The sequence below is a fragment of the Providencia alcalifaciens DSM 30120 genome, from assembly GCF_000173415.1.
In the GTDB taxonomy this organism is placed as follows: domain Bacteria; phylum Pseudomonadota; class Gammaproteobacteria; order Enterobacterales; family Enterobacteriaceae; genus Providencia; species Providencia alcalifaciens.
Genome location: NZ_ABXW01000019.1, coordinates 80,930 through 106,145, shown reverse-complemented (window position 1 = coordinate 106,145; position 25,216 = coordinate 80,930). Strand labels below are relative to the sequence as shown.

At 43.7% G+C, this 25,216-nt stretch carries 20 protein-coding genes; 4 read left to right on the top strand and 16 right to left on the bottom strand.

Annotated features, from left to right (window positions below):
• Nucleotides 1–19: 19 nt before the first annotated feature.
• Nucleotides 20–1,669: a Na+/H+ antiporter gene (locus PROVALCAL_RS06335; RefSeq protein WP_006658322.1), complete on the bottom strand. Its 1,650-nt coding sequence runs from the start codon at nt 1,667–1,669 to the stop codon at nt 20–22.
• Nucleotides 1,670–1,961: 292 nt separating this feature from the next.
• Nucleotides 1,962–3,308 (bottom strand): NCS2 family permease, encoded by a 1,347-nt coding sequence (locus PROVALCAL_RS06330; RefSeq protein ID WP_006658320.1) that lies wholly within the window; start codon nt 3,306–3,308, stop codon nt 1,962–1,964.
• Between the two features lie 563 nt (nt 3,309–3,871).
• Here PROVALCAL_RS06330 and PROVALCAL_RS06325 point away from each other — a divergent pair.
• Nucleotides 3,872–5,551: an ArnT family glycosyltransferase gene (locus tag PROVALCAL_RS06325; protein WP_006658318.1), complete on the top strand. Its 1,680-nt coding sequence runs from the start codon at nt 3,872–3,874 to the stop codon at nt 5,549–5,551.
• A 57-nt stretch (nt 5,552–5,608) separates the two neighbouring features.
• Here PROVALCAL_RS06325 and PROVALCAL_RS06320 read toward each other — a convergent pair whose 3' ends face one another.
• A complete protein-coding gene (locus PROVALCAL_RS06320; RefSeq protein ID WP_006658317.1) occupies nt 5,609–6,805 on the bottom strand; it encodes an MFS transporter in 1,197 nt (398 codons plus the stop codon).
• A gap of 326 nt (nt 6,806–7,131) precedes the next feature.
• Between PROVALCAL_RS06320 and PROVALCAL_RS06315 the strand changes: the two genes are divergently transcribed.
• A complete protein-coding gene (locus tag PROVALCAL_RS06315) occupies nt 7,132–7,689 on the top strand; it encodes a helix-turn-helix domain-containing protein (RefSeq protein ID WP_006658315.1) in 558 nt (185 codons plus the stop codon).
• Between the two features lie 45 nt (nt 7,690–7,734).
• Here the strand turns inward: PROVALCAL_RS06315 and ilvN are convergent, their stop codons facing one another.
• The 4 genes from ilvN to PROVALCAL_RS06300 form a co-directional block, all read right to left on the bottom strand.
• Nucleotides 7,735–8,019, bottom strand: coding sequence for an acetolactate synthase small subunit (ilvN, locus tag PROVALCAL_RS06310; RefSeq protein WP_006658314.1), 285 nt, complete (start codon nt 8,017–8,019; stop codon nt 7,735–7,737).
• A 2-nt stretch (nt 8,020–8,021) separates the two neighbouring features.
• Nucleotides 8,022–9,719: an acetolactate synthase large subunit gene (gene ilvB, locus PROVALCAL_RS06305; RefSeq protein WP_006658313.1), complete on the bottom strand. Its 1,698-nt coding sequence runs from the start codon at nt 9,717–9,719 to the stop codon at nt 8,022–8,024.
• A gap of 104 nt (nt 9,720–9,823) precedes the next feature.
• Complete coding sequence (gene ivbL / locus PROVALCAL_RS19550; protein WP_108479355.1) at nt 9,824–9,913, bottom strand: ilvB operon leader peptide IvbL; 90 nt, start codon at nt 9,911–9,913, stop codon at nt 9,824–9,826.
• Between the two features lie 262 nt (nt 9,914–10,175).
• The gene (locus PROVALCAL_RS06300) at nt 10,176–10,694 is read right to left on the bottom strand and encodes a single-stranded DNA-binding protein (protein ID WP_006658311.1); all 519 of its coding nucleotides are present in this window, start codon (nt 10,692–10,694) and stop codon (nt 10,176–10,178) included.
• A 348-nt stretch (nt 10,695–11,042) separates the two neighbouring features.
• On the opposite strand from PROVALCAL_RS06300, the gene uvrA reads away from it, so the two are divergent.
• On the top strand, nt 11,043–13,877 hold the full coding sequence (uvrA, locus tag PROVALCAL_RS06295; RefSeq protein WP_006658310.1) for an excinuclease ABC subunit UvrA: 2,835 nt from the start codon (nt 11,043–11,045) through the stop codon (nt 13,875–13,877).
• Nucleotides 13,878–13,944: 67 nt separating this feature from the next.
• On the opposite strand, the gene PROVALCAL_RS06290 is transcribed toward uvrA, so the two are convergent.
• From PROVALCAL_RS06290 to dnaB, 3 genes are all read right to left on the bottom strand, one after another.
• Nucleotides 13,945–15,138, bottom strand: coding sequence for an amino acid aminotransferase (locus PROVALCAL_RS06290; protein ID WP_006663296.1), 1,194 nt, complete (start codon nt 15,136–15,138; stop codon nt 13,945–13,947).
• Between the two features lie 64 nt (nt 15,139–15,202).
• Nucleotides 15,203–16,285 (bottom strand): alanine racemase, encoded by a 1,083-nt coding sequence (gene alr, locus PROVALCAL_RS06285; protein WP_006658308.1) that lies wholly within the window; start codon nt 16,283–16,285, stop codon nt 15,203–15,205.
• 191 nt (nt 16,286–16,476) lie between these two features.
• Nucleotides 16,477–17,886 (bottom strand): replicative DNA helicase, encoded by a 1,410-nt coding sequence (gene dnaB, locus PROVALCAL_RS06280; RefSeq protein ID WP_006658307.1) that lies wholly within the window; start codon nt 17,884–17,886, stop codon nt 16,477–16,479.
• 212 nt (nt 17,887–18,098) lie between these two features.
• On the opposite strand from dnaB, the gene PROVALCAL_RS06275 reads away from it, so the two are divergent.
• Nucleotides 18,099–19,082: a quinone oxidoreductase gene (locus PROVALCAL_RS06275; RefSeq protein WP_039861688.1), complete on the top strand. Its 984-nt coding sequence runs from the start codon at nt 18,099–18,101 to the stop codon at nt 19,080–19,082.
• Nucleotides 19,083–19,146: 64 nt separating this feature from the next.
• On the opposite strand, the gene PROVALCAL_RS19735 is transcribed toward PROVALCAL_RS06275, so the two are convergent.
• The 6 genes from PROVALCAL_RS19735 to PROVALCAL_RS06250 all read right to left on the bottom strand — a co-directional run bounded on the left by PROVALCAL_RS19735 (nt 19,147) and on the right by PROVALCAL_RS06250 (nt 25,147).
• Complete coding sequence (locus PROVALCAL_RS19735; protein WP_006663299.1) at nt 19,147–19,320, bottom strand: hypothetical protein; 174 nt, start codon at nt 19,318–19,320, stop codon at nt 19,147–19,149.
• A gap of 97 nt (nt 19,321–19,417) precedes the next feature.
• Complete coding sequence (dusA, locus tag PROVALCAL_RS06270; protein ID WP_006658304.1) at nt 19,418–20,443, bottom strand: tRNA dihydrouridine(20/20a) synthase DusA; 1,026 nt, start codon at nt 20,441–20,443, stop codon at nt 19,418–19,420.
• A gap of 214 nt (nt 20,444–20,657) precedes the next feature.
• A complete protein-coding gene (locus PROVALCAL_RS06265) occupies nt 20,658–21,269 on the bottom strand; it encodes a hypothetical protein (RefSeq protein ID WP_006658303.1) in 612 nt (203 codons plus the stop codon).
• A gap of 194 nt (nt 21,270–21,463) precedes the next feature.
• A complete protein-coding gene (locus tag PROVALCAL_RS06260) occupies nt 21,464–21,937 on the bottom strand; it encodes a DUF6882 domain-containing protein (protein ID WP_039861687.1) in 474 nt (157 codons plus the stop codon).
• Nucleotides 21,938–21,953: 16 nt separating this feature from the next.
• Nucleotides 21,954–22,889: a uridine-preferring nucleoside hydrolase UriH gene (gene uriH / locus PROVALCAL_RS06255; RefSeq protein ID WP_006658301.1), complete on the bottom strand. Its 936-nt coding sequence runs from the start codon at nt 22,887–22,889 to the stop codon at nt 21,954–21,956.
• Between the two features lie 98 nt (nt 22,890–22,987).
• Complete coding sequence (locus PROVALCAL_RS06250) at nt 22,988–25,147, bottom strand: ornithine decarboxylase (RefSeq protein WP_006658300.1); 2,160 nt, start codon at nt 25,145–25,147, stop codon at nt 22,988–22,990.
• Nucleotides 25,148–25,216 lie beyond the last annotated feature (69 nt).

Genomic DNA, 25,216 nt, shown 5'->3' with positions numbered 1-25,216 from the left:
GAATACTCGTTTTTTCGTTTTAATGCTCTTTTTCGATCAGCACGGCTTCCAATAAATCCAGATCCACCAGCAAGCTCTGCAAGGTTTCATTGCTAATTTTACGTGTAGCACGTAAATGATATAGCTCACCACGCTCTGCACGTAGTGCTGTCAACCGGAAACGTCGCTCGAGATTTTCAATCTGCAAGTTATGCTCCATTTCGTCTTGATCCGCCGTCCGGCGACGTAAATGACCAATGACCCTTGTCGCAACTTCATTGATATCTTCGGAATCTAATTGCTCCTCAACATCTGCAGACAAACGCTCCTGCATTTTATTCAAGCTAACAATTGCCACTTCAGCCATGGCCGCTTTCGCCATGCGAATCTCGTTAATATCCGCCTCTTTATCCCCGACTTGGAAATTACGCAGTAGAAGCGGTAGAGCCACCACCCCTGCAAAAATAGAGAATAAAATGACCCCTGCGGCAATAAAGACAAGCTGATACCTTGCTGGGAATGGCGAACCATCCGTTAAAAAGAGCGGCACAGAGAGCACACCCGCTAAAGTAATAGCTCCGCGAACCCCCGCGAAAGAAGCTAGCCACAGCTCACGCACAGTATAATTTGCAAATTGAAGCGGACGCTTTTTCAGGAAGAGGCGGCTAAATCTTTTCATCAGCCACAACCAACAGAAACGTAAAATCAGTAAGGCGAAATAGATGATAACGACTGCGGTAAATAGCATCCACGTTTCAACGCTTGGATCGAGTTCCGCTTGAACGACCGACGTTTCCCAGATGCCCGGTAGTTGCAGACCCAGCATAATGAACACTAAACCGTTAAAGACGAACTCTAACATCGACCAGACGCTGTCCGCACGCAGGCGCATTGCTAAAGGTGCATTGCGAATAACACCGGATTTAGTGATAGTCATACCCGCCGCCACCGCGGCTAAAATACCGGAGAAACCGATATGTTCTGCAATCATGTATGATGCAAATGGCAGCAACAACATAAATACGATCTGTGTTGCAGGATCATCACCACTCCAACGGCTCATCAAACGTAGAGATTTACTGTATAGCCAAGTGACGGCAACACCGGCTAACAAGCCGCCTACCGCCACTTTAATAAATTCAATGGTAACCTCAGAGACACTGAAGACCATGGTTCCCATCGCAATGGCGACGGCAAATTTTAACGCGACCAGACCTGAAGCATCATTCATCAATGCTTCACCCTCTAGAACGCTCATCATACGCTTAGGAATGCGCCCTTTACCCACAATAGAGGACAACGCCACCGCATCCGTTGGGGATAATACCGCCGCCAGAGCAAAGGCCGCAATAAGTGGAATACCGGGCATTAGCCAGTAAATCAGATACCCAATCCCGACGACTGTCACCAAGACGAGCACCAACACCAGAATAAAAATTTCTCTTCCATTCTGGAAAAATTCACGGGTTGGCGTTTTCCAGCCATCGACGAATAACAGAGGGGGGATCAACAGAACCATAAATAGTTCAGGATCAAAAGAGACATGCAATCCAAATTGAGGCCACGCCAACAATGCACCGATAGCTATCTGAATAAGAGGAAGGGGAATACGGATAGGGATGACTTTCGTCACCACTCCAGAAACTGAAACAGCCAAAATCAAAATAAGAATAGTAAAGAAAATTTCCATGTTGCCCTTACTTATTGACTAATGCATACCCTAAATATCGCAGCTTAAAGTATAACGGGATAACCCAAAATTTGCCTGCCGCCGCATAGTAAGAGATAGCACCGTCCAGACCATGAGATTTTCAGTCAAGGCAGTCACTCATTGAAAATAGGCATTTTCACTTCATTTTCCGCCTTACCACTATTCTATCCTTAACAGGCTATCTGACGGGAAAATAATTTTAACTTTAGAATTAATCGCAACAATCCGTTAAAGGGCGACAATGGATGCCGCCCTATCATGAGAATTACCTTTAGATAGCGAGGTCGGCAGCATAAAACGCTACCAGTAGAACCGCGATAACGACGCTACCTAGGTTTAGCTTACGCCACTCACCCGCACAGATACGCCCAATAACCAGTGATGCAAAACCTAACATAATACCGGTAACGATATTACAGGTTAATACGATGAACACCGCACACAGTAGACCTGACATCGAATCCACAAAATCATCGAAATCCAATTTCGAGACATTGCTCAGCATCAACAGACCCACATACATTAGCGCTGGCGCTGTTGCATACGCAGGAACCAGATAAGATAACGGTGATAAGAACAAGATAAATAAGAATAAAATACCGACAACCACCGCAGTTAAGCCTGTACGACCACCCGCAGCAGTTCCTGCTGCTGATTCAATATACACGGCAGCTGGGGATGCACCGATTGCCCCTGCAAAAATACTGCTCACTGAGTCAGCGGTTAATGCCTTTCCACCATCGATAATTTGGCCGTCTTTATCCAGCAAGTTAGCTTGTCCTGCCACAGCACGAATCGTACCTGTCGCATCGAAAACCGCTGTCATGACTAACGCCAGAACACTTGGTAGAACCGCAGCTTGCAGAGCCCCCATGATGTCCATGTTAAACATTAGAGCCAAACCATCTTCACCCAATGAAGGCAGCTTAAAGAAACCTTGATACTTCACCGCAGGATCGAAAATTAACCCAATAATTGAGATAGCGATAATCACCAGTAATACCCCACCCGGCACACGGCGTTTTTCTAAACCAAAAATTACCGCTAATCCAATCAGGGACATTAAAACTGGGAATGACGTAAATTCACCCAATGCCACAGGTAAGCCAGCATTTGGGTTTTTCACTACTAAGCCAACACCGGTAGCGGCAATAAGTAATAAAAATAGACCAATACCAATACCGGTCCCGTGCGCCACACCCATTGGCATATTACGTAAAATCCAACTGCGGATCCCAGTGATCGAGATAATGGTGAATAAACACCCCATTAGGAACACGGCCCCGAGTGCAACTGGGATACTGATATGTTGCCCTAATACTAAGCTAAATGCCGTAAATGCGGTGAGTGAGATGGCGCAGCCAATTGCCATCGGTAGATTCGCCCACAGCCCCATTAATAATGAACCGAAGCCAGCCACTAAACAGGTTGCGATAAACACAGCAGTAGGAGGAAACCCCGCCTGCCCTAGCATACCTGGCACCACGATGACAGAATAAACCATCGCTAAGAATGTGGTTAATCCCGCAATGATTTCGCGGCGTACTGATGAGCCACGCGCTGTGATCTTAAAATATGAATCCAATTTGCAATTGGATGAAGCCTGTTGGCCTGCCATGGTATACCTCTGCTATTAATTTTAGAAAATTCTATGTCACTATTTTTACTAAGCAATTTTTTAATTTTGCCCAAATGCTTAGCGAACATTGTCTCAGCTTTAAATCCACGTAAACGATTACTTTTTTGAAAACACTCACTGAACCGAGATATCTATCAAGGCAAAATTATTCTCTAGGAACAGTACGCAATCGTTTGGCTTTTAGAGCAAAGTGAGGCAAATTGTGAAGAGCGTAATTATCGTTCGAAAGGGGGGAATTGATCAAGTGTTTTATGCCTGCCTATTTTTCAACCTGACAAATGCAAAAAATATCAAAAATGAGCTGTATCTTTGCGATTATCCAGAATAGTTAAGTTTATTCACCTTTATATACCTTTCGTTTAAAGACAAATTTAAAAGTATTGATAAACTATTTAATAATAATTTTTTATTATTTATAAAAATCATCTTTTTATAAAAGCATTTATTTCCAACACTGATTAAATAATTAATTTACTCAGTGATTGTTTTTATAAAAATATTTTCAATATAACATTTAAATATTCTCTATAAATACCATGTCAATGACTGCACCATCCATTACAACACCAAAGAAAAGCGCCTTAATGCTTTTTTTTCTGTTTTTACTTATTTATCTTCTTCCTGGAATTTATGGCCATAGTCCATGGAAACAGGACGAAAACTACAGTTTTGGTATCATCCAAACCATGTATGAAACCGGAAATTGGCTTGTTCCGACCAATGCTGGTGAACCATTCATGGAAAAACCACCATTATATTATTGGACCGCTACCGTTTTTTCTCATCTGCTTTCAGGTGTTATGCCACTGTATGATGCAGCACGCAGTGCCAGCCTATTTTTTTCTATTATTAACTTTTCCTTTTTTGTTTTATTAGCACGTCGTTTTTTTAAATCTGAACATTTTGCAGATGCCCGTATTTGGACAGCATTTGCATTGTATGTTTGTGCTCCGGGGGTATTACGTCATACCCATGAAATGTTTACTGATGTTTCGTTAATGACGGGAGCGACAATTGGTTTATATGGCTTATTAGGGCTGATTCAACAGCAAAAAATTACCGCATCTGCCTGCTGGCTTGCCCTTGGGACAATCATCACTACGCTTTCTAAAGGGGTATTTATTCCTGGCGTTTTATGGATCAGCCTATTACTCGCGCCTGTATTTATCACACAATGCCGTATTAAACTATTTTGGCTGCCAACTCTATTGGCGGGGGTTGTTGCTCTCATCGCGATTTTACCTTGGCCAATCATGCTGTATGTACAGCATCCAGAACTGTTTGTTACTTGGTTTTGGGAAAATAATATTGGTCGTTTCCTTGGATTCTCCGTTGAAAAACTCGGCGCAAAAGCGAACTTTACGCGAATTCCTTCTGCCATTGTGTTCTTTGCCCTACCAGCAGGACTACTTGCAACCGCCTATTTCCTACGCCACCCACTGAAACGCCTTCGCGATCGTAATGAATATTTACTCGTCATTTTCCCTGTATTGGGTGTGACGTTCTTGCAAATGTCTGCCAGTGGTCGCGCACTCTATTTACTGCCTTTCATTGCTCCGATGGCGATTTTAGCAGTACATACTTTGGGCTGGTTTTCCGATAAAGCCTTAAACGTATTTGCACGTTTCTCGGCACTATTTTGGTCGGGACTCATTCTCTTTTTGTGGATCTGTTACGTGATTGTGCTTATGGGGCACCAAGCACAATGGTTACCTGTATTTGGGCGCTGGCTTCCTCTTGATTATCATCTGGAATTTTCAATTTTTTCATTGATTTCGGGTATGTTTATTACCTGTTTTTGGTTCTTTCGTCATCGCTTAATCTCTTCTTCCAATACAGCGTTCCTCGCCATGAGAAATTGGTCACTCGGTATGGTGAGTGTCTGGAGCATTATCCTGACGCTGTTTGTTGGTTGGATTGATTACTCGAAAGGCTACGAAGGTGTATTCGTGGATCTTCGTCACCACTTGGAAGGGCAATTCGCCCCCAATGACTGTATGGCATCTCAAGGTCTTGGGGAGTCGGAAACACCTATGCTCTATTATTACACGGGTATTTTGCACCAAAGGCAGATGCACTTTGAAAAACCGCAACACTGCCGCTGGCTTATTGTCTATTCCAAAGAAGTAAACCCTGCACCTGAAGGCATGGAATTCTTTTGGTCGAATCACCGCCCTGATGAATTCCACGAAAATTTAGTGGTTTACCGCGCGACCGAATAAAAAAATCCCCGAGCTAAAAACTCGGGGATTTTTTTCATCTGTTGAAATGAGTAGATTCTATTGCGCTTGCTGCTGAATTGCCTGTGCACCGTATTTTTCACGGGTAAACCATAAAAATAATCCGGCAATCCCAATCAGCAAAATAGGTAAACCAGAAGGTGAAATCGCAGTTGCAGCCCCCGCTAATAACGGACCTGAAAGATTACCAATTCCCCATAACATAGCTGCTGCGGCATTCGCAATAATGAGCTCATTACCCCTGAAATATTGTCCTATTTGTACCAATGCAATGGTATAAATTGCACCCGCCGTTGCGCCTAGCACAAACAGTAATACCCAAATAAAGTAAGTATGCGTAATCCAGAAGGGCAACAATATGCTCGCCCCTAGCGTGACAACACCACAAATGCGGTACAATTTTTCGCGATTCATATGGTCAGCAAGCCAGCCAAAAGGCAATTGCATGATGGCATCCCCTGCCAGAATCGCACTGATCATCATCGCAGCAACTGCTTCTGTATGCCCCATTCCCATGCCATAAATCGGGAACATAGATAGAATCGTACCATCAAAAAAAGCAAAAAATAAAATGCCAGCACAGATTCCGGGGGCGACTTTCACAAACTGCGTGATCGAAAAATGAGATTCAGAGGCTGTTTCGGTTAGCTTATCCCCGATTTTCTGATCCATCACTAGGAATAAAGCAACTGAAATTAAGTGAATTAGCGTACAAATGAATAGTGGCGATTTATCTTCCACGCCATAGTAAGCAATAAAAGAGGGACCTAATAGCTGGCTGACAGTAAACACGGTCGTGTAAATCGCTAATATACGCCCACGTTTGTTTTCCGGAGATAGCTCATTGATCCATGTCTCTCCTAAGCAAATCATCACTCCACTGGCTAACCCCGTAATCAACCGTAGCGGAAACAGTAACCATAACGGTAGTGAACTCAATAAAGGTAATAAACTGATAGCGGAAATAATCGTAGCGATAAGCATCGCTTTGCGCTTACCACTCCACCGCACAATACGCTGTACCACTGGCGCGATTAAAAACATTCCCAACGCGGGCGCGGCAGAAATAATGCCAATATACAATTCCCCGACACCAAAATTATTCAGTCTCAGCGCCACCATAGGGATACTGAGACCAATCACAATACCGATAACAGCAATGCTGGTTGTAATCGTAAAAATAGCAAAAGAGGCAGAACGTCGAAAATGTTGGAAACGCTGATTGTCAGGGCTCATTTTTGTATTAATCCGCTAAATTAGAATCACCCAGCGGATATAAACTCCAAAATATTATTATTTAATTGAAATAAAAAGCTGTTGTATGTTTATCTATCAGAATAATGCAAATAAATTATACCACGAATTTAATCAACAAAATAAGACACTCAAAAATAAGAAATATTATATTTACAACAATGCATTAAAAATTTATCTTTCCATTTATCATCTACCAGCAAAATATTATTTTCATAATATCGAATTTCTGACATTTCATATTTAAGATGTTAGAATTGGCAGCAGAAATTAGAGTTCATGGAAGCTAGATGTAGGAAAGTAATATCATGGAAAATAAAATAAATATAAAAATTGGTCAGAAAGTTCGTTTATTGCGCCAAGCGAGAAATTTGTCTCTCAGTGAGCTATCACACTTATCCGGTATTTCTAAAGCCGCCCTCTCTAAGCTTGAATCGGGAGATTCGAACCCGCGTATCGACACTTTAGAATCCATAGCTGCCGCACTACGTTTTCCTCTCAGTGATTTATTTACACGCCAAAATGAATCCTATCCCTATTTAGTAAAATCGACACCACTCGAAGGCGACTATTTAGAACAATTTAAATTCCGCATTAGCATGGGAAATGTGTCTGAGATCTGGCAGCTAAGTATGAAGAGAGGCGCGATTATTAACAGTCCCGCCCACATGGTGGGTACCCATGAGCATATTATGGTGCACTCAGGTTCCTTAATGCTGCGATTGGACGATGAACATAGTGTGGTACTTGACGCTGGGGATTTTTATGCCTTCAGCGGAGATTTCCCTCACGCTTATTTATGTATTGAAGGGGATGTCCATGCCACTGTCGTGATGACCTATGCTCATTTAAGTGATGGCGTTTAATTTATCAGCCTACCATCCCTGTAGGCCAATCATGCTCATTAAGAATTACTGCACATAATCCTGCATAATTTCAAATACGCGAAGGTCATCGCTAAAACGCACTTCACGGACATCTTCTAGCTTTTCAACTTGGTTAACCATCTGAGATAAGCGTTCATCTTTCTGAACTAATAACCAGATTCTACTTTCGTCCTTATCTTTAATTGGCATACACAAAATGCCATCCACGTTAAATGCTCGACGAGCAAACAACCCACAAATATGTGACATGACGCCCGGATGGTTACGAACAATTAATTCTAAGGCGATTGGATGATGTTCAAATACCATAATTACGCTCCGATCATATCAATATTAGCGGCACCAGGAGGAACCATTGGATATACCTTCTGATTCACATCAATCAAGGCATGAATTAAGCACGGTCCTTTAGTGTTCATAATCGCTTCCAGCGCCATTTCAGGATCGGTCTCATTATTCAAATCACACGTTTGGAAACCAAACCCAGAAGCAATCTTAATAAAATCCGTCTGATAAGGATAAGCTGCAGCAAATATCCGATTTTCAAAAAACAGATCTTGCTGCTGGTACACCATTCCCAATGCTTGGTTATTCATTAAAATAATTTTAATGTTTAACTGATGCTCGGCAGCAGTAGCTAATTCCTGAATATTCATCATCAAGCTACCATCGCCAGAAAAACACACGATAGTTTTATCTGGGTGAGCTAAGGCAGCACCAATGGCGGCAGGTAATCCAAAGCCCATCGTACCCAAACCACCTGACGTCAACCATTGGCGAGGACGCGATAATGGGTAAACTTGTGCAGCCCACATCTGATGCTGCCCCACATCTGTTGTTACAATCGCCTCTTCACCCGCAGCTCTTGCCGTCGCTAAGACTAAACCATAGTGATCTAACGGATCATCCGCATTCGCTAAATTCAGCGGATAATGAGTTTTCAGATCATTAACTTGCTGTACCCATTCTTGACGATCATTACGCTCAACTAATGGCAGCAGTAATTCTAAGATTTGCCCTGCATCCGCATGAATCGCAATATCAGGACGCTTAATTTTACTGATTTCAGCTTTATCGATATCCACATGAATAATTTTGGCATTTGGACAAAACTTTTCTGCTTTACCAATCGCACGATCGTCAAAACGTGCACCAATAACAATCAGTAAATCAGACTCTTCCATTACCATATTAGTACTACGCGCCGCATGCATACCCAACATACCCAAATACAGCGGATGGCGCATTGGAATGGTTCCTAAAGCCATCAACGTCATCGTGGTTGGTAACGAGGCTTTTTCTGCAAATGCGATAGCCGTCGCAGTCGAGTCTGAGCTAATCACCCCACCACCAAAATAAAGCACTGGCCGCTTAGCTCGGTTGATCATCTCCGCCGCTTGGATCACTTTCTCCATATCGAAGCTTGGTGTTTTATCCTTCGGTAAAACCTCTGGCAAGGTCTCTAATTCAATGGTTGCTGTTTGAACATCTTTCGGAATATCAATCCAAACAGGTCCCGGACGCCCTGATTCAGCGATGCGAAAGGCTTCGCAGATAACCCGAGGCAACTCTTCGATACTCCGCACCAAATAATTATGCTTAGTAATCGGAATTGAAATACCGTAAGTGTCCACTTCCTGAAATGCATCAGTACCAATCATAGAGGAAGGCACCTGCGCAGTGATGCAAACCAATGGAATAGAGTCCAGTTTGGCATCCGCAATGGCAGTGACTAAGTTCGTAGCACCGGGACCACTTGAAGAAATACAGACCGCGGCTTTACCTGTGCTACGTGCGATTCCTTGCGCAATGAAGCCAGCACCTTGCTCATGGCGCGCCAGTATGTGACGAATTTTTTTGCTCTGTCCCAGTGCATCGTAGAATGGCAATGCCGCCCCGCCCGGAATCCCAGAAACAAGAGTAATTCCATGTTCTTCCAACAAATGGACGATTAATTCTGCGCCTGTAAAACAGGTTTTTTGTGGTGATGTTGTGCCCGACTCGCTCATAATTTTTTATTCCTTCACTAGCCTGCGGATCCGAGTTTTAGGTCATAAAAAAACCCCGCTCGGTTTGCGCCGGCGGGGTTTCTAAATCGCGTGATTTGTTCCCGTTACGGCGCTAAGCCCACGACCACCACCACACGCACGACTACCGCGGCTAGTGGCGCGGTAAGTAGTAGGTTTGAACGGTTAGCAGTCATTTTCACGGGGTTTTCCTGTAATTTAATTCTGTCTAGTTAAAGTCTGTCTGATTTTTCGTTATTGTGTTTGCTGCATTTAAGAAACCATAAAATCCTAACCTTCACAACCCTTTTTTTCGTTTTTCTTGGTTGCGGATTTCAAATGAGAGACGCATCACAAAATATTGTTGTGTTGTGATAACTTGAATTAAGTTTTCCATAAAAAATAAAGCCCTTAAATTTAAGGGCTTTATTTAATGACTTTAATTTTCTAATAGAAAAATTAGAACGGGATATCGTCATCAAAATCCATTGGTGGTTCATTCGATTGTGGTGCTGGTGAACGCGCTGGTGCTGCGCCGCCGCCACTGAACTGTTGCGCTGCTTGTGGCTGTTGTGGTTGACCCCAACTGCCTTGTCCGCCGCTTTGACCTTGTGATGGTGCATCACCACCACGACCACCCAACATTTGCATTGAACCGCCGATATTCACCACAACTTCGGTGCTGTAACGATCTTGACCACTTTGGTCTTGCCATTTACGTGTTTGCAGTGAACCTTCAATATAAACTTGTGAACCTTTTTTCAGATATTCGCCGGCAACTTCCGCTAATTTGCCGAAAATAACAACACGGTGCCATTCTGTTTTTTCACGCATTTCACCGGTTTGCTTGTCACGCCAACTTTCAGAAGTTGCCAGAGTCAGGTTAGCGACAGCTCCGCCGTTAGGCATATAACGGATTTCTGGATCTTGTCCTAAGTTACCGATAAGAATTACTTTATTTACGCCTCTGCTGGCCATTTGTTACTCCTGATGCATTGAATTTTTAATCTCTGGACTGACCGTGAAGTTTAACACGACCTATCTGTATTGCACCATAAATTGAGATTGCTTGATGAGAAGTTGCGAAGCGCTTTCCAAATTTAAGTGAAATCTGCATTACTGGTTTTTAGTATAGACGCTAATTATTCACACTACAGATAAGTTGTCATCTTCACCCTCTGGAATGAAATATAAAGAGCACATATACTGTATATCCATTCAGCAAATTTTGTGCAATACTAACTTGTTCGTTAATACTTGCTCTTTCGTTTATTCGTACTGCCAAGTTTATTTTTGTTCACTATCAATTCATTCGGGAAGTGGTAAATGGAGAATATCGAAGTCCGCGGCGCTCGCACGCATAACCTAAAAAACATCAATCTCATCATCCCCCGAGACAAGCTGATAGTTATTACGGGGCTATCTGGCTCAGGGAAGTCATCCCTTGCCTTTGATACCCTCTATGCCGAAGGTCAGCGTCGTTATGTTGAGTCTCTATCCGCTTATGCTCGTCAGTTCTTATCCTTAATGGAAAAGCCAGATGTCGACCATATTGAAGGGCTATCCCCCGCTATCTCCATTGAACAAAAATCGACTTCTCATAACCCGCGTTCAACTGTCGGGACAATTACTGAAATTCATGATTATCTGCGTTTGCTGTTTGCCCGTGTTGGTGAACCTCGCTGCCCTGATCATAATATTCCGCTAGCCGCGCAAACTGTCAGCCAAATGGTGGATAACGTTCTCGCACAACCCACTGACAGTAGAATGATGCTGCTTGCCCCTGTGGTAAAAGAGCGTAAAGGTGAGCATGTTAAGTTACTCGATAACTTGGCGAGTCAAGGCTATATCCGCGCCCGTATTGATGGTGAAGTTTGTGACTTATCCGATCCACCAAAGCTTGAATTACAGAAAAAACATACCATTGAAGTAGTCGTTGACCGCTTCAAAGTGCGTGAGGATATTGCTCAGCGACTTGCTGAATCCTTTGAAACTGCACTAGAACTTTCGGGTGGTACTGCAGTTGTCGCCGATATGGACGACCCGAAAGCCGAAGAGCTCGTGTTCTCCGCCAATTTTGCATGCTCGGTGTGTGGCTATAGCATGATGGAGTTAGAGCCACGCCTGTTCTCTTTCAATAATCCGGCCGGGGCTTGCCCAAGTTGTGACGGTTTAGGGGTTCAGCAGTTCTTTGACCCTGAGCGTGTGCTTCAAAATACAGAAATCTCTCTCGCGGGCGGTGCAATTCGCGGTTGGGATCGTCGTAATTTCTATTATTTTCAAATGCTCATGTCATTAGGTGAGCACTACAAATTTGATGTTGAAGCGCCTTATGAGTCACTCAGCCCAGCCATTCAAAAAGTGATTTTATATGGCTCAGGTAAAGAAAGCATTGAGTTTAAATACCGTAACGATCGTGGCGATATCACCGTACGTCACCATCCATTCGAAGGCGTTCTTAACAATATGGAGCGCCGCTATAAAGAAACAGAATCTACTGCGGTGCGCGAGGAATTGGCTAAATACATTAGCAATCGCCCTTGTGTAACTTGTGGCGGAACCCGCCTACGTAAAGAAGCCCGTTTTGTGTTTGTAGAAAATACAACACTGCCAGAAATTGCTGACTACAGCATTGGTCATGCGATGGAATTTTTCCAAAACTTAAAACTCAGCGGGCAGCGAGCTCAAATCGCTGAAAAAGTACTGAAAGAAATCAGCGATCGTCTAAGGTTCTTAGTTAACGTGGGTCTGAATTATTTAACGCTTTCCCGTTCCGCAGAGACGTTATCCGGTGGCGAAGCTCAGCGTATTCGTTTGGCTAGCCAAATTGGTGCGGGTCTGGTTGGTGTCATGTATGTGTTAGATGAACCGTCAATCGGATTACATCAACGGGATAATGACCGCTTACTCGAAACGCTGGTTCACCTGCGTAATCTCGGCAATACCGTGATTGTAGTTGAGCATGACGAAGATGCGATTCGTGCCGCTGACCATGTGATTGATATTGGACCCGGTGCGGGGGTTCATGGTGGGCAAATCGTAGCACAAGGTACACTGGACGATATTGTTTCTAATCCAGAATCTCTAACAGGTAAATTCTTGAGTGGAGAACGCCGAATTGAGATCCCACAAGCTCGCGTTCCTTTTAATAAAGATAAAGTGCTCACCGTCGTTGGCGCAACGGGTAACAACCTGAAGAATGTCACCTTAACGATTCCCGTTGGCTTATTTACGTGTATTACAGGGGTTTCAGGCTCAGGAAAGTCAACGCTGATTAATGATACGTTATTCCCAATTGCGCAGCGCCAATTGAATGGTGCAACGGTGATTAACCCTGCACCTTATGCTCATGTCGAAGGTTTAGAGCATTTCGATAAAGTTATCGACATCGACCAGAGCCCTATTGGACGAACGCCTCGTTCAAACCCTGCAACTTACACAGGGATATTTACGCCGATCCGCGAGCTATTCGCTGGTGTACCAGAATCACGTACTCGTGGCTATAACCCAGGGCGTTTTAGCTTTAACGTGAAAGGTGGGCGCTGTGAGGCTTGTCAAGGCGATGGCGTGATTAAAGTTGAAATGCATTTCTTGCCGGATGTGTATGTGCCGTGTGACCAATGTAAAGGCAAACGCTATAACCGCGAAACCTTAGAAATTAAATATAAAGGTAAAAGTATCCATGAAGTGCTGGATATGACCATCGAAGAGTCTCGTGAGTTCTTTGATGCTGTTCCTGCTCTGGCTCGTAAGCTACAAACCCTGATGGATGTTGGCTTGTCATATATTCGTTTAGGTCAATCCGCCACCACATTATCTGGCGGTGAAGCTCAACGCGTGAAATTAGCTCGCGAGTTATCTAAACGAGGAACAGGGCAAACCATCTATATCTTGGATGAACCAACCACAGGACTGCATTTTGCCGATATTCAACAGCTGTTAGTCGTCCTGCATCAGTTACGAGACCAAGGTAATACCATCGTGGTTATCGAGCATAACTTAGATGTCATCAAAACGGCAGACTGGATTGTTGATTTAGGACCGGAAGGTGGTAGTGGAGGCGGTGAGATTTTAATTTCTGGAACCCCAGAGGAAGTTGCTGAATGTGAAAAATCCCATACAGCACGCTTTTTAAAACCGATCCTAGCTCGTGGATACTAAATAAGTCTGAATACAAAAAGGGGAACACACTGTTCCCCCTTTTTAATGCTTAAATAACAATTTGTTATTAGCTCACAGCCGCAAATGCTTCCACAATGCGTTTCACATTATGGCGATTCACACCAGCCATACACACACGACCAGTTCCAACCAAGTAAACCGCAAATTCGTCTTTCAAGCGATCAACTTGCTGTTGAGAGAACCCAGTGTAACTAAACATACCGCGCTGTTTTAATAAATGGTCGAAGTTTTTGTTTGGCAGAGCTTTTTTCAGCTCATCCACGAGTACAGTTCGCATCTCAAGAATACGCAGACGCATCTCTTCGACTTCTTCCAACCATTTCGCTTTTTGCTGGCTATCAGTGAGTACCGCAGCCACAATCTTTGCACCATTAGACGGTGGGCTTGAATACAGGCGACGAACACCCGCTTTCAGCTGACCTAACACACGGTCACGCTCATCTTTATCCTTACAGATAACGGATAAACCGCCCGCACGTTCTCCATAGATACCAAAGATTTTGGAGAATGAGTTGCTTACAAAGACAGGTAAGCCCGCTTTAACCATTGCGCGAATGGCGTAAGCATCTTCATTGATCCCTTCAGCAAAACCTTGATACGCGATGTCTAAGAATGGAATCAATTTGTGTTCAAGTGCCACTTTTGTCACTTCATCCCATTGAGCCGGTGTTAAATCGGAGCCCGTTGGGTTATGGCAGCATGGGTGCATTAAGATAATGCTGTTTTCTGGTAACTTTTTGAAAGTTTCCAGCATTTCATCAAACTTAACCCCTTTGGTCTTTTCATCAAAGTAAGGGTAGTAATGAACTTTTGTACCTGCACCAGAGAAAATAGAAGCGTGGTTTTCCCATGTCGGGTTACTGCACCAAACTTCAGAATTTGGGAAATAATGGTGTAAAAAATCTGCGCCAATTTTCAGGGCACCGGAGCCACCGATGGTTTGTACGGTTGCAATACGCTCTTGTGCAATCAGTGGGCAATCTGCACCAAATACTAATTTTTGTAATTCAGTACGGTAATCTTTCAAACCTTCCATTGGCAGATATAACGATGCACTTGCTGGAAGTTTGCTCAGAGCAGCTTTCGCTGTGCCGACGGTTTCCAGCTCAGGGGTTTTCCCTTCTGCATCATAATAAAGACCAATACTCAGGTTAATTTTGCCTTCACGAGTATCTTTATTAAATTCATCCATCAGCGATAAGATTGGATCGCCCGGATAAGCATCAACATGTTGGTACACAGGATATCTCCCACTTGTAGGTTTTCTTTATTGCTTTTGTCTAGTGAAAATAACCCTTTAAAACCTATTCGTCTACATATTCCATTGCGACTCTAGAGGTTAATTTCGTTAGAAGTTCATAGTTAATAATGCCTGTTTGTGTGGCAATTTCTTCTACTGGCAGAGCATTTCCCCAGAGAATGACATCATCCCCCACTTTATCGGTGGCATCTGGACCTAAATCCACGACAGTCATGTCCATGGAAATTCGCCCAATAATTGGCACTTTTCGTCCATTTACAAGAACTGGTGTCCCCGATGGTACGTTACGTGGATAACCATCTCCGTAGCCAATTGCTACCACGCCAAGGCGGGTATTACGTTCACTGCACCATGTTTCACCATAACCAACACACTGCCCTGCCGAATGTTCTCTGACTGCAATCAAAGTGGACTTTAGCGTCATCACTGGCAATAAACCGAAGCTAGCTGCACTTTTGCCTTCTTGCGGGGAGGCGCCATACATCATGATACCCGGACGAACCCAGTCATAATGAGCTTCAGGCCATAACAGAATCCCTGCGGAAGCAGCGATAGATTTCTCACCGGGCTTGTCAGAAACAAACTGTTGAAAACATTCGATTTGCTTCTGAGTTGTGGGAAGCTCAGGCGCATCAGCCTGACAGAAATGACTAACAATATTGATAGGTAAATCAACGTTGCTACAGCTTTGTAGACGCTGGTAAAAACTCTCTGCATGTTGAGGAAGAATACCAAGGCGGTGCATACCGGTATCGAGTTTCATCCAGACTTTAATTTTTTTAGCGAGCTGTGCACTTTCCAGCATTTCCAGTTGTTCAACGCAGTGGATCACCGTATCGATGTGATATTCCACCATCAACTGCAAATCAGATTGCTCAAAGAAACCCTCTAATAAAACAATCGGTTTTGTCACGCCTTGATGTCTAAGAAGCAAAGCTTCATTTAAACGTGCAACACCAAATCCGTCGACGCTCCCTTGAATTTCTGTGCCAACCCCAATTAATCCATGACCATAAGCGTTTGCTTTAACAACTGCAATCAGACGGCTATTCGGCGCCAATTCTCTAACCCGTTGCAAGTTGTGTCGCAGAGCGCGGCGGTTTATTAATGCTGTTGCCGCTTTCATTTCTTCCTCTTAATTATTCATTTTAAAATTTAACTTATTTAATCTTTAATCTTCTATACGTATAAGCTCTAAATAGTTTGAACTGTAGCAAGGCGGTAAACGAAGCTATCCCTAGGAGCATACACAAGTATGTGACTCAGGTTAGCGAACGCAGCCAACAACGCCACAGTGTAAAGTATGACGAGGTTAGGTTATTCGTCGTCGTAGGCCGGTCCCGCATAATTATCAAACCGCGACCACTGCCCATTAAACGTCAATCTTACCGTCCCGATAGGACCATTACGCTGTTTACCTAAAATAATTTCAGCAACCCCTTTGAGGTCGCTGTTGTCATGATAGACCTCGTCACGATAGATAAACATAATTAAGTCAGCATCTTGCTCGATGGAGCCTGATTCACGTAAGTCGGAGTTCACTGGGCGTTTATCCGCACGTTGCTCCAAACTACGGTTTAGCTGAGAAAGCGCGACAACAGGTACATTCAATTCTTTAGCTAATGCTTTGAGAGAGCGAGAAATTTCTGCAATTTCTAACGTTCGGTTATCCGACAAAGCAGGCACACGCATTAACTGTAGGTAATCGATCATGATCAGACTTAATCCACCATGTTCACGGTAGATTCGCCGTGCGCGAGAACGTACTTCCGTTGGTGTGAGTCCCGAAGAGTCATCGATATACATATTACGTTTTTCCATCAATATGCCCATGGTGCTCGAGATGCGTGCCCAATCTTCATCATCAAGCTGCCCTGTACGAATACGAGTTTGGTCGACACGGGAAAGTGACGCTAACATACGCATCATGATCTGGTTACCGGGCATCTCTAAGCTGAAGATAAGAACTGGCTTTTCTTCGGTCATTGCCGCATTTTCACATAAGTTCATCGCAAATGTGGTTTTACCCATTGATGGACGTGCAGCAACAATAATTAAGTCAGAACCTTGTAACCCTGCGGTTTTCTTGTCTAAATCTTGGTAACCAGTAGAAACCCCAGTCACCCCGTCGTGAGGTTGCTGATAGAGTTGTTCAATTTTTTCAACCGTTTCCGACAAGATTGCTTCAATCCCTTTTGGACCTTCATCTTTATTCGCTCGCGATTCCGCAATTTGGAAAACTTTGGACTCTGCGAAATCTAATAAATCTTCACTACTACGCCCTTGAGGATCATACCCCGCGTCCGCGATGTCATTAGCGACAGAAATCATATCGCGTACAATTGCACGTTCACGGACGATATCCGCATAAGCATTGATGTTCGCCGCACTTGGGGTGTTTTTTGATAATTCGGCTAAGTATGCAAAGCCCCCCACACTGTCCAATTCACCCTGTTGCTCAAGGGATTCTGACAATGTGATCAAGTCAATCGGCTTGCCCTGCTCCAGCAGGATTTGCATTTGCCCGAAGATAGTACGGTGAGGGCGGCTAAAAAAATCGGCTGAAGTGACACGCTCGGATACGGTGTCCCAACGTTCGTTGTCCAACATCAGTCCCCCCAATACAGACTGTTCCGCTTCGATAGAGTGCGGTGGAAGTTTTAATCCTTCCATTTGCTGATCGCGCGGTGGGTTTGTCTTGTAATCTGAGGAGGGTTTTTTAGCCATACTTGAAATATCCACGTCTATAATTAACCAACAGTTAGTATACGCCAATCTGAGGTGTCATGTGGCGTCTTTCTTGTTATCTATACAAGATATTATTACAGCCGCTATCTTAACGCAGCGCACAAACCGATAATTCTTCTTATTAAAGCATCGCGTTATGATGGCGCTATTGATACTGTTAATAAAAACAAACTCACCCATTGGAGATGATCATGGCAAAACGTATTGAATTTTCGCAACATGGTGGTCCTGAAGTTCTCAATTTTGTTGACTATTCCCCGAACGCTCCTGCGGAAAACGAAATTCAAATTGAAAACCGCGCAATTGGCATCAACTTTATTGATACTTACGTTCGTAGTGGGTTATACCCAGTTGCAAGCTTGCCATGTGGGCTTGGCACTGAAGCTGCTGGCATCGTCGTTAAAACCGGCTCTCAAGTAACCGGTTTCAAACCGGGTGACCGCGTCGTTTATGCTCAAGGTCCATTAGGGGCTTATAGCGAAGTGCATAATGTTCCCGAAAGTGCGGTTGCACATCTCCCAGATGGCATTACGTTTGAGCAAGCCGCAGCTTGTTCATTGAAAGGAATGACTGTTTATTACCTGCTAAACCAAACCTATCAAGTTCAAAAAGATGAAATTTTCTTATTCCATGCAGCCGCTGGCGGCGTGGGCTTAATTGCCTGCCAATGGGCAAAAGCGTTAGGTGCAAAAATGATTGGTACGGTAGGCTCAGACGAGAAAGCGCAGCGTGCGAAAGCCGCAGGCGCATGGGAAGTCATTAATTACCAAACCGAAAATATTGCTGAGCGTGTGAAAGAAATTACGAAGGGTGAAAAAGTCAATGTGGTGTATGACTCAGTAGGTCAGGCAACTTGGCTAGCCTCTTTAGACTCACTGAAACGTCGGGGCTTAATGGTAAGCTTTGGTAATGCCTCAGGTGCCGTGACGGGTGTTAATTTAGGGATCTTAAATCAAAAAGGTTCCCTGTATGTAACCCGCCCATCACTTGGCGGTTATGTCACTAACAGAGAAGAGTTAAACCAAGCAAGTAAAGCTCTGTTTGATATGATTTTAAGTGGCAAACTCAATGTGGATGTTCCTTCATCACAAATTTTTGCGCTGAAAGATGTGCAAAAAGCACACCAAACACTGGAACAACGCAAAACCCAAGGCTCTAGTCTGCTAATTCCTTAATCAATAAAAAAGCGCCAGTCTGCAATAACTGGCGCTTTTAAATGCCTGATAATTTCAATTTTAACTAATAGTGTCCTTTATGAGCCTGCTGATCTTTATAGATTTGCTGGTTCTCTTTAATGGTGTTGTACACTGTTCCCTCATAAGGATCCTGCTTTGGTGGTTCCCGCATTTGTCCACCTGAACTTGAGCACCCAGCAACCAGCAGTAGCAACGAAGCTGTCATTAATCTTTTCATCCGCATCTTCCTATTGATTAAATGAATTTAATCATAACATGCAGATAATATTATTCGGTCAGCATCAATAAAAATCAAAATTCCATTTAAGTAATATTTACTCGCCACGAGTCACAAATGCGAGGGCTTGTTCAACCACAGAGAGATCTGCGCCTTGTTTATGAGCATTTTCACTTAAATGACGACGCCACTGGCGAGCCCCTGGAATACCTTGGAAAATCCCTAACATATGGCGAGTCATGTGCCCTAAATAAGCGCCTTTAGAGAGCTCATTTTCGATATACGGATACATACTGCGCACCGCCGCAACGCTATCAACAATAGGCATATTTTCATCAAACAATTGATTATCTACTGCGGTTAAAATAGACGGATTTTGATACGCTTCGCGCCCAACCATTACACCATCCAAATATTTTAAATGCTCTTTAGCTTCTTCAAGGGTCTTAATTCCGCCATTTATCGCCATCGTTAAATGAGGAAAATCACGCTTTAATTGATATACCCGCGGGTAATCCAATGGTGGAATTTCACGGTTTTCTTTCGGGCTTAAACCTGATAACCACGCTTTACGTGCATGGATAATAAACATCTCACAGTCACCTTTTGTAGAGACTGTATCGATAAATTCACATAAGAATTCGTAACTATCTTGCTCATCAATCCCAATACGCGTTTTCACCGTAACAGGGATAGAAACCACATCACGCATCGCTTTTACACAGTCTGCCACCAGCTGAGCATCCGCCATCAAGCACGCGCCAAAACGACCATTCTGTACGCGATCTGATGGGCAACCGACGTTTAGGTTAATTTCATCGTAACCGCGTTCTTCGGCAAGTTTGGCACATTGAGCGAGTGCGACGGGGTCACTGCCCCCTAATTGTAAAGAGACAGGATGCTCTTCTTCACTGTAAGCTAGGTAATCACCTTTGCCATAAATAATCGCACCTGTTGTCACCATTTCCGTATACAACAACGTATTTTTCGTTAATAAGCGATGGAAGTAACGGCAATGACGGTCGGTCCAATCGAGCATTGGCGCAACCGAAAAGCGGTTAAGGTTTTTGTAACCACCAATTGTTGATGGTGTATTTTGTTCTATCGTTTGATTTTGTTGCATGTTGGTCTTTTGGCGTTGATATCGAATTTAAGGCTTATGCTGTTGTGAAATAGCAAAAGAAAGCCGCATTTTAACAGCTGGCTTTCTTTTGTCATAATAAACTGTGCGGATCATTTTCGAGGAATTAAGCAACTTTCTGGGATTTTTGTTTTAATAATGATCTATCGATATTCAACTAATTAAAAAGCAAGAAGAAGTTGGCTGGATTTCAACCTCATGGGCTCATGGTAAATACTTTATAAAATGCAATACCTGTGCCAACAATAATCCCAATAAACCATTTTAAATTAGCGGATTGCATATCCTTAATCTGGTTAAGAACTGATTGTTCTGATCTCAAAATAGACTGAACTAATATATTATATTTATCATCTATCTTTTCTTGCAAAGCATCGCATCGAATATCCATTCTTGCTTGCAAAGCACTACACCGTTCATCCATTTTTTCTTGCAAAGTACTACATCTCTCATCCATCCTTGTTTGCAAAGCATCACATCGTTCATCCATTTTTGTTTGTAAGGCATTACACCGTTCATCCATCTTCTCTTGCAAAGTGTTGCATCGCTCATCCATTTTTATTTGTAAAGCATCTATTTTTTCTTGCAACACACCACAACTATCATCCATTCTTGCCAAAGCAGAATCATGCTTATCATCCAGTTTTTCCTTCAGAATTTCATGATTGCTATCTACTTTATTCGTGATATTCGTTATGTGATTTTCTAGTGTGACTTTGAGGGTATTGTAAACCCCCATCCCTTGGATAACCCATTGCAGTTGTGCGCTCTCAGGTAATGCCTTTTCCGGTTTTTGACCTTCGTACATGTAAGGTTCCTTATGCGTTTCATGAAAAAATAGAAAATATGTACGTTCCAATACTTTCTTATTTTCTGAATATAACGCATATAGAAAAACACTTTTTCTGAATAAAAATTAGCAAGCTAATCATTTAGCTGGCAAGAATAAACAGACTGAAACCTGACGCCCTTTTTATCAACAATAAAAAAGGCGCTTCTGGTTTATATTTTTTGGAGGGAAACTTGACCGAAAGTCATAAAAATAAGTGTGCTGCCTGCAACGCCGCGATAAACACCTTGCTGCTCATTCAACTCACATGCCAATGCCGCCAACTGCCATGCATCATACTCTTCGATATCGCTCACACGGGAAGTCAGCAAGCTATTATCTTGCCGTTCACCGTAAGCTTTAACCGCAATTGCATCTCGCATTAATGGCTCTTCAATGGAGCTATTAGCCCAGCCCCACATCCAACTACCCACATGTTGGTCATATGTCCCAATAATTTGCACTGGTGCAGTGACCATCACATTATCTGGCGCATGAAAAATAATGGTGCCTTCATCTTGATCCACCGACCAACTGGCTTCGTCCAGTTTCCAATTATCACAATGGAACTGGTTTTTCAGTTGCAGGGAATTCATGCTGCGTTCGATTAATGCCTCGTAAGGCATCTGTTCTAATTCACTATTCATGTTAAATACAATCCCATTAACCAATATTCTTCAGTGCGTCGATGACCATTTGCCAAAACTTGTCGCGGTCTAATTTTACCGCTACCTGCGTGTGGCAATCCGCTGGGGCTGGATGGCGAAAATCTGCCACAGTCATTCCAAGCGTGAGTGTTCCCGTCAATTCAATATCCACAGGGACTTTCTGCGTGGTCATGACGGAAGGGTCAATAATATAGGCAACCGCGCAAGGATCATGCACTGGCGGCGCATCAAAACCTTGTGCCTGTTTGTACATTTTCCCAAAGAAATCCAATAATTCGACAACAAACTGCGAACATTGCGTATCAATTTGAGCGATTTTTGCGACCACATCTTCAGTTGCCAATGCTTGATGAGTTAAATCTAATCCAACCATCGTCAGAGGCCATTTCTCATTGAAAACAATGTGTGCTGCCTCAGGGTCAATCTTGATATTGAACTCAGCTACTGGGCTCCAGTTTCCTACATGGTAACCGCCCCCCATCAGCACGACCTCTTTCACTCGTTCAACTATCCGTGGCTCCAATCTTGCTGCTAAAGCGATATTGGTTAACGCACCGGTAGGAACCAGCGTAATGGTTTTTGGCGGGTGGGACATAATGGTATCAATGATCAGATTCACTCCGTGACGCCCATCTAATGACAGCGTTGGCGTCGGTAACTCTGGACCATCTAATCCAGAGTCTCCGTGAATATCCGGTGCAACTTCCACTTCTCGCACTAAGGGACGTGCGGAGCCTGCCGCAAAAGGAATGCCGCGAATATTCGCCATTTCAGCGATTGCGAGTGCGTTGCGGGTGACTTTTTCAAGGGTTTGGTTGCCTGCAACCGTGGTGACGGCGAGTAAATCGATGTCTGGATTACCGTAAGCCAGTAGCATAGCGATAGCATCGTCATGCCCAGGGTCACAGTCGAGAATAATCTTTTTCGTCATAGGGTTGCCTTATCGTCAATCGGGATCCACATTTGCGGATCCCAATTTAACTATCTCATTCGGCAAAATCTATGCGTGATGTCTGAATACGAATAAATTTATTTCAAAACATGTGCATACACGCGTTTTGGTCCATCTTCATTTTTCGAGATATAGACACCTTGTAACTCTGGCGCAAAACCGGGTAACGCATTAATTCCGGCCTCTAACGCCTTAAAGTATTGCAAGACTGGACCTGCCCACACTTCCCCCGGCACAACACACAGTACTCCTGGTGGATAAGGTAATGCCCCTTCTGCGGCAATACGCCCTTCTAACTCATCCAGCGGCAATAGTTCCACATTGCCACGAATAAACTCAACATGAGCCTGTTGTGGGTTCATTTTGACTTGTGGAAAATGCGCCTTACGGAACATCTCTTTTTGTAGCTGCTTAATATTGAAATCTACGCTCAATTGATGCATTTCTTGGCATAATCGACGTAAAGTGTAACCTTGATACTGATCTTGATAACGCTGATACACTGAAGGTAAAACGTCTTCCAATAACGCATCTTCATCCAAAAGTTGTTCAAATCGTACTAGGTGGGACACCAACAACTCGAGCTTTTCACGAGATTCAGCAGGTGTTAGCAGGAATAGAATCGAGTTTAAATCACATTTTTCAGGGATCACACCATGTTCACGCAGAAAATGCGCCAAAATCGTGGCAGGCACCCCGAAAGATTCATACTCCCCACTTTCGACATCAATCCCCGGTGTCGTCAGCATCAGCTTGCAAGGATCAACGAAATATTGATCTTGCGCGTAGCCATCAAAGGCATGCCAACGCTCTTTCGGTATAAAATTAAAAAAGCGCTGCTCCGACGCAATTTGTTCGGTTGGATATTCATGCCACGGCTTGCCATCCACGAGCTCAGGCACAAACGGCCTAAAGTGACGGCAGTGTTGAATAATGGATTTGCGTACCTCAATTCCTTGCCTCACACACACCATCCACATCATTTCTCCCGCCGCACCTTGGTGCATACGTGCGTTCACATCGAGTGAGGCAAATAGCGGATAAAACGGGCTAGTAGAGGCATGCATCATAAATGCGTTATTCAGCTTTTTATGGGAGACAAAGCGATCCTGTCCTTTGATATGATTATCTTTTTTATGGATCTGTGAAGCTTGCGAAAAACCAGCTAACTGCTTGTGAACAGATTGCGTCACCATGATGCCGGGATCATTTTCATTCAATTCCAGCAATAAAGGCGAGCATTGGCGCATCATCGGAATAAACTGTTCATAACCCACCCATGCAGAGTCAAATAGAATGTATTCGCAAAGGTGCCCAATTTTATCCACCACTTGCCTTGCGTTGTACACCGTGCCGTCATAGGTGCCAAGCTGGATCACGGCAAGGCGAAACGGTTTTTCAAGCTGCGCTTTTTCTGGCATCACGTCGTTTACCGCATTACGCAGATAGCTTTCGGTAAAACAATGAGCATCAATCCCGCCAATAAAACCAAATGGGTTACGTGCCGTTTCTAGGTAAACGGGTGTTGCCCCCGCTTGGATCAGGGCGCCATGATGGTTAGATTTATGGTTATTGCGGTCAAACAGCACTAAATCACCTGGTGTTAATAAGGCATTCAGCACCACTTTATTGGATGATGAAGTGCCATTCAGTACAAAGTACGTTTTATCCGCATTAAAGACTTTCGCGGCAAATTTCTGGGCTTCTTTTGCAGCACCTTCGTGGATCAGCAAATCCCCCATCGCCACATCGGCGTTACACAAATCAGTACGAAAGAGGTTTTCACCGTAGAATTGATAAAACTGCTCGCCAGTTGGGTGGCGACGGAAAAATTGTCCGCCTTGGTGCCCTGGGCATGCAAATGTCACATTATGACCCGCGGCGTAGTCCATCATGCGTGCAAAAAATGGCGGTAATAACTGCTCAAGATATTGGTTTGCAGCATCACGTAACTGGCGGCTATTTTCTTCACGCGCAGCAGGTGCTGGCGGTAAGAGCGCGGTTAAATAATCAGGTATTGAGGCATTGTCCGGTAGCTGTTTATCACTAATGACAAACAGCGGAATACTGAGTTTACTGTCAGCAACTCTCTTCCACAGTCCTTGGTTGGCATCTTGTTCAGAAAGCACAACCGCAGCAATATTATTTAACTGTGCATCGCGAATATCTACCCACTGGAAATGACCGGTAAAATAGATAGCGACCCCCTGGCTACATGCCACATTGATTTTCTTCATAGCAGTCTGGCTCTTGGTTAGCTGAGGTAAAGAGGGGCTCAATATACTTGATAGATACTGAGATTGAAA

Coding starts and splice junctions, on each gene's coding strand:
- PROVALCAL_RS06335 (WP_006658322.1), bottom strand. CDS start 1,669: ATGGAAATTTTCTTTACTATTCTTATTTTGATTTTGGCTGTTTCAGTT.
- PROVALCAL_RS06330 (WP_006658320.1), bottom strand. CDS start 3,308: ATGGCAGGCCAACAGGCTTCATCCAATTGCAAATTGGATTCATATTTT.
- PROVALCAL_RS06325 (WP_006658318.1), top strand. CDS start 3,872: ATGACTGCACCATCCATTACAACACCAAAGAAAAGCGCCTTAATGCTT.
- PROVALCAL_RS06320 (WP_006658317.1), bottom strand. CDS start 6,805: ATGAGCCCTGACAATCAGCGTTTCCAACATTTTCGACGTTCTGCCTCT.
- PROVALCAL_RS06315 (WP_006658315.1), top strand. CDS start 7,132: ATGGAAAATAAAATAAATATAAAAATTGGTCAGAAAGTTCGTTTATTG.
- ilvN (WP_006658314.1), bottom strand. CDS start 8,019: ATGGTATTTGAACATCATCCAATCGCCTTAGAATTAATTGTTCGTAAC.
- ilvB (WP_006658313.1), bottom strand. CDS start 9,719: ATGAGCGAGTCGGGCACAACATCACCACAAAAAACCTGTTTTACAGGC.
- ivbL (WP_108479355.1), bottom strand. CDS start 9,913: ATGACTGCTAACCGTTCAAACCTACTACTTACCGCGCCACTAGCCGCG.
- PROVALCAL_RS06300 (WP_006658311.1), bottom strand. CDS start 10,694: ATGGCCAGCAGAGGCGTAAATAAAGTAATTCTTATCGGTAACTTAGGA.
- uvrA (WP_006658310.1), top strand. CDS start 11,043: ATGGAGAATATCGAAGTCCGCGGCGCTCGCACGCATAACCTAAAAAAC.
- alr (WP_006658308.1), bottom strand. CDS start 16,285: ATGAAAGCGGCAACAGCATTAATAAACCGCCGCGCTCTGCGACACAAC.
- dnaB (WP_006658307.1), bottom strand. CDS start 17,886: ATGGCTAAAAAACCCTCCTCAGATTACAAGACAAACCCACCGCGCGAT.
- PROVALCAL_RS06275 (WP_039861688.1), top strand. CDS start 18,099: ATGGCAAAACGTATTGAATTTTCGCAACATGGTGGTCCTGAAGTTCTC.
- PROVALCAL_RS19735 (WP_006663299.1), bottom strand. CDS start 19,320: ATGAAAAGATTAATGACAGCTTCGTTGCTACTGCTGGTTGCTGGGTGC.
- dusA (WP_006658304.1), bottom strand. CDS start 20,443: ATGCAACAAAATCAAACGATAGAACAAAATACACCATCAACAATTGGT.
- PROVALCAL_RS06265 (WP_006658303.1), bottom strand. CDS start 21,269: ATGTACGAAGGTCAAAAACCGGAAAAGGCATTACCTGAGAGCGCACAA.
- PROVALCAL_RS06260 (WP_039861687.1), bottom strand. CDS start 21,937: ATGAATAGTGAATTAGAACAGATGCCTTACGAGGCATTAATCGAACGC.
- uriH (WP_006658301.1), bottom strand. CDS start 22,889: ATGACGAAAAAGATTATTCTCGACTGTGACCCTGGGCATGACGATGCT.
- PROVALCAL_RS06250 (WP_006658300.1), bottom strand. CDS start 25,147: ATGAAGAAAATCAATGTGGCATGTAGCCAGGGGGTCGCTATCTATTTT.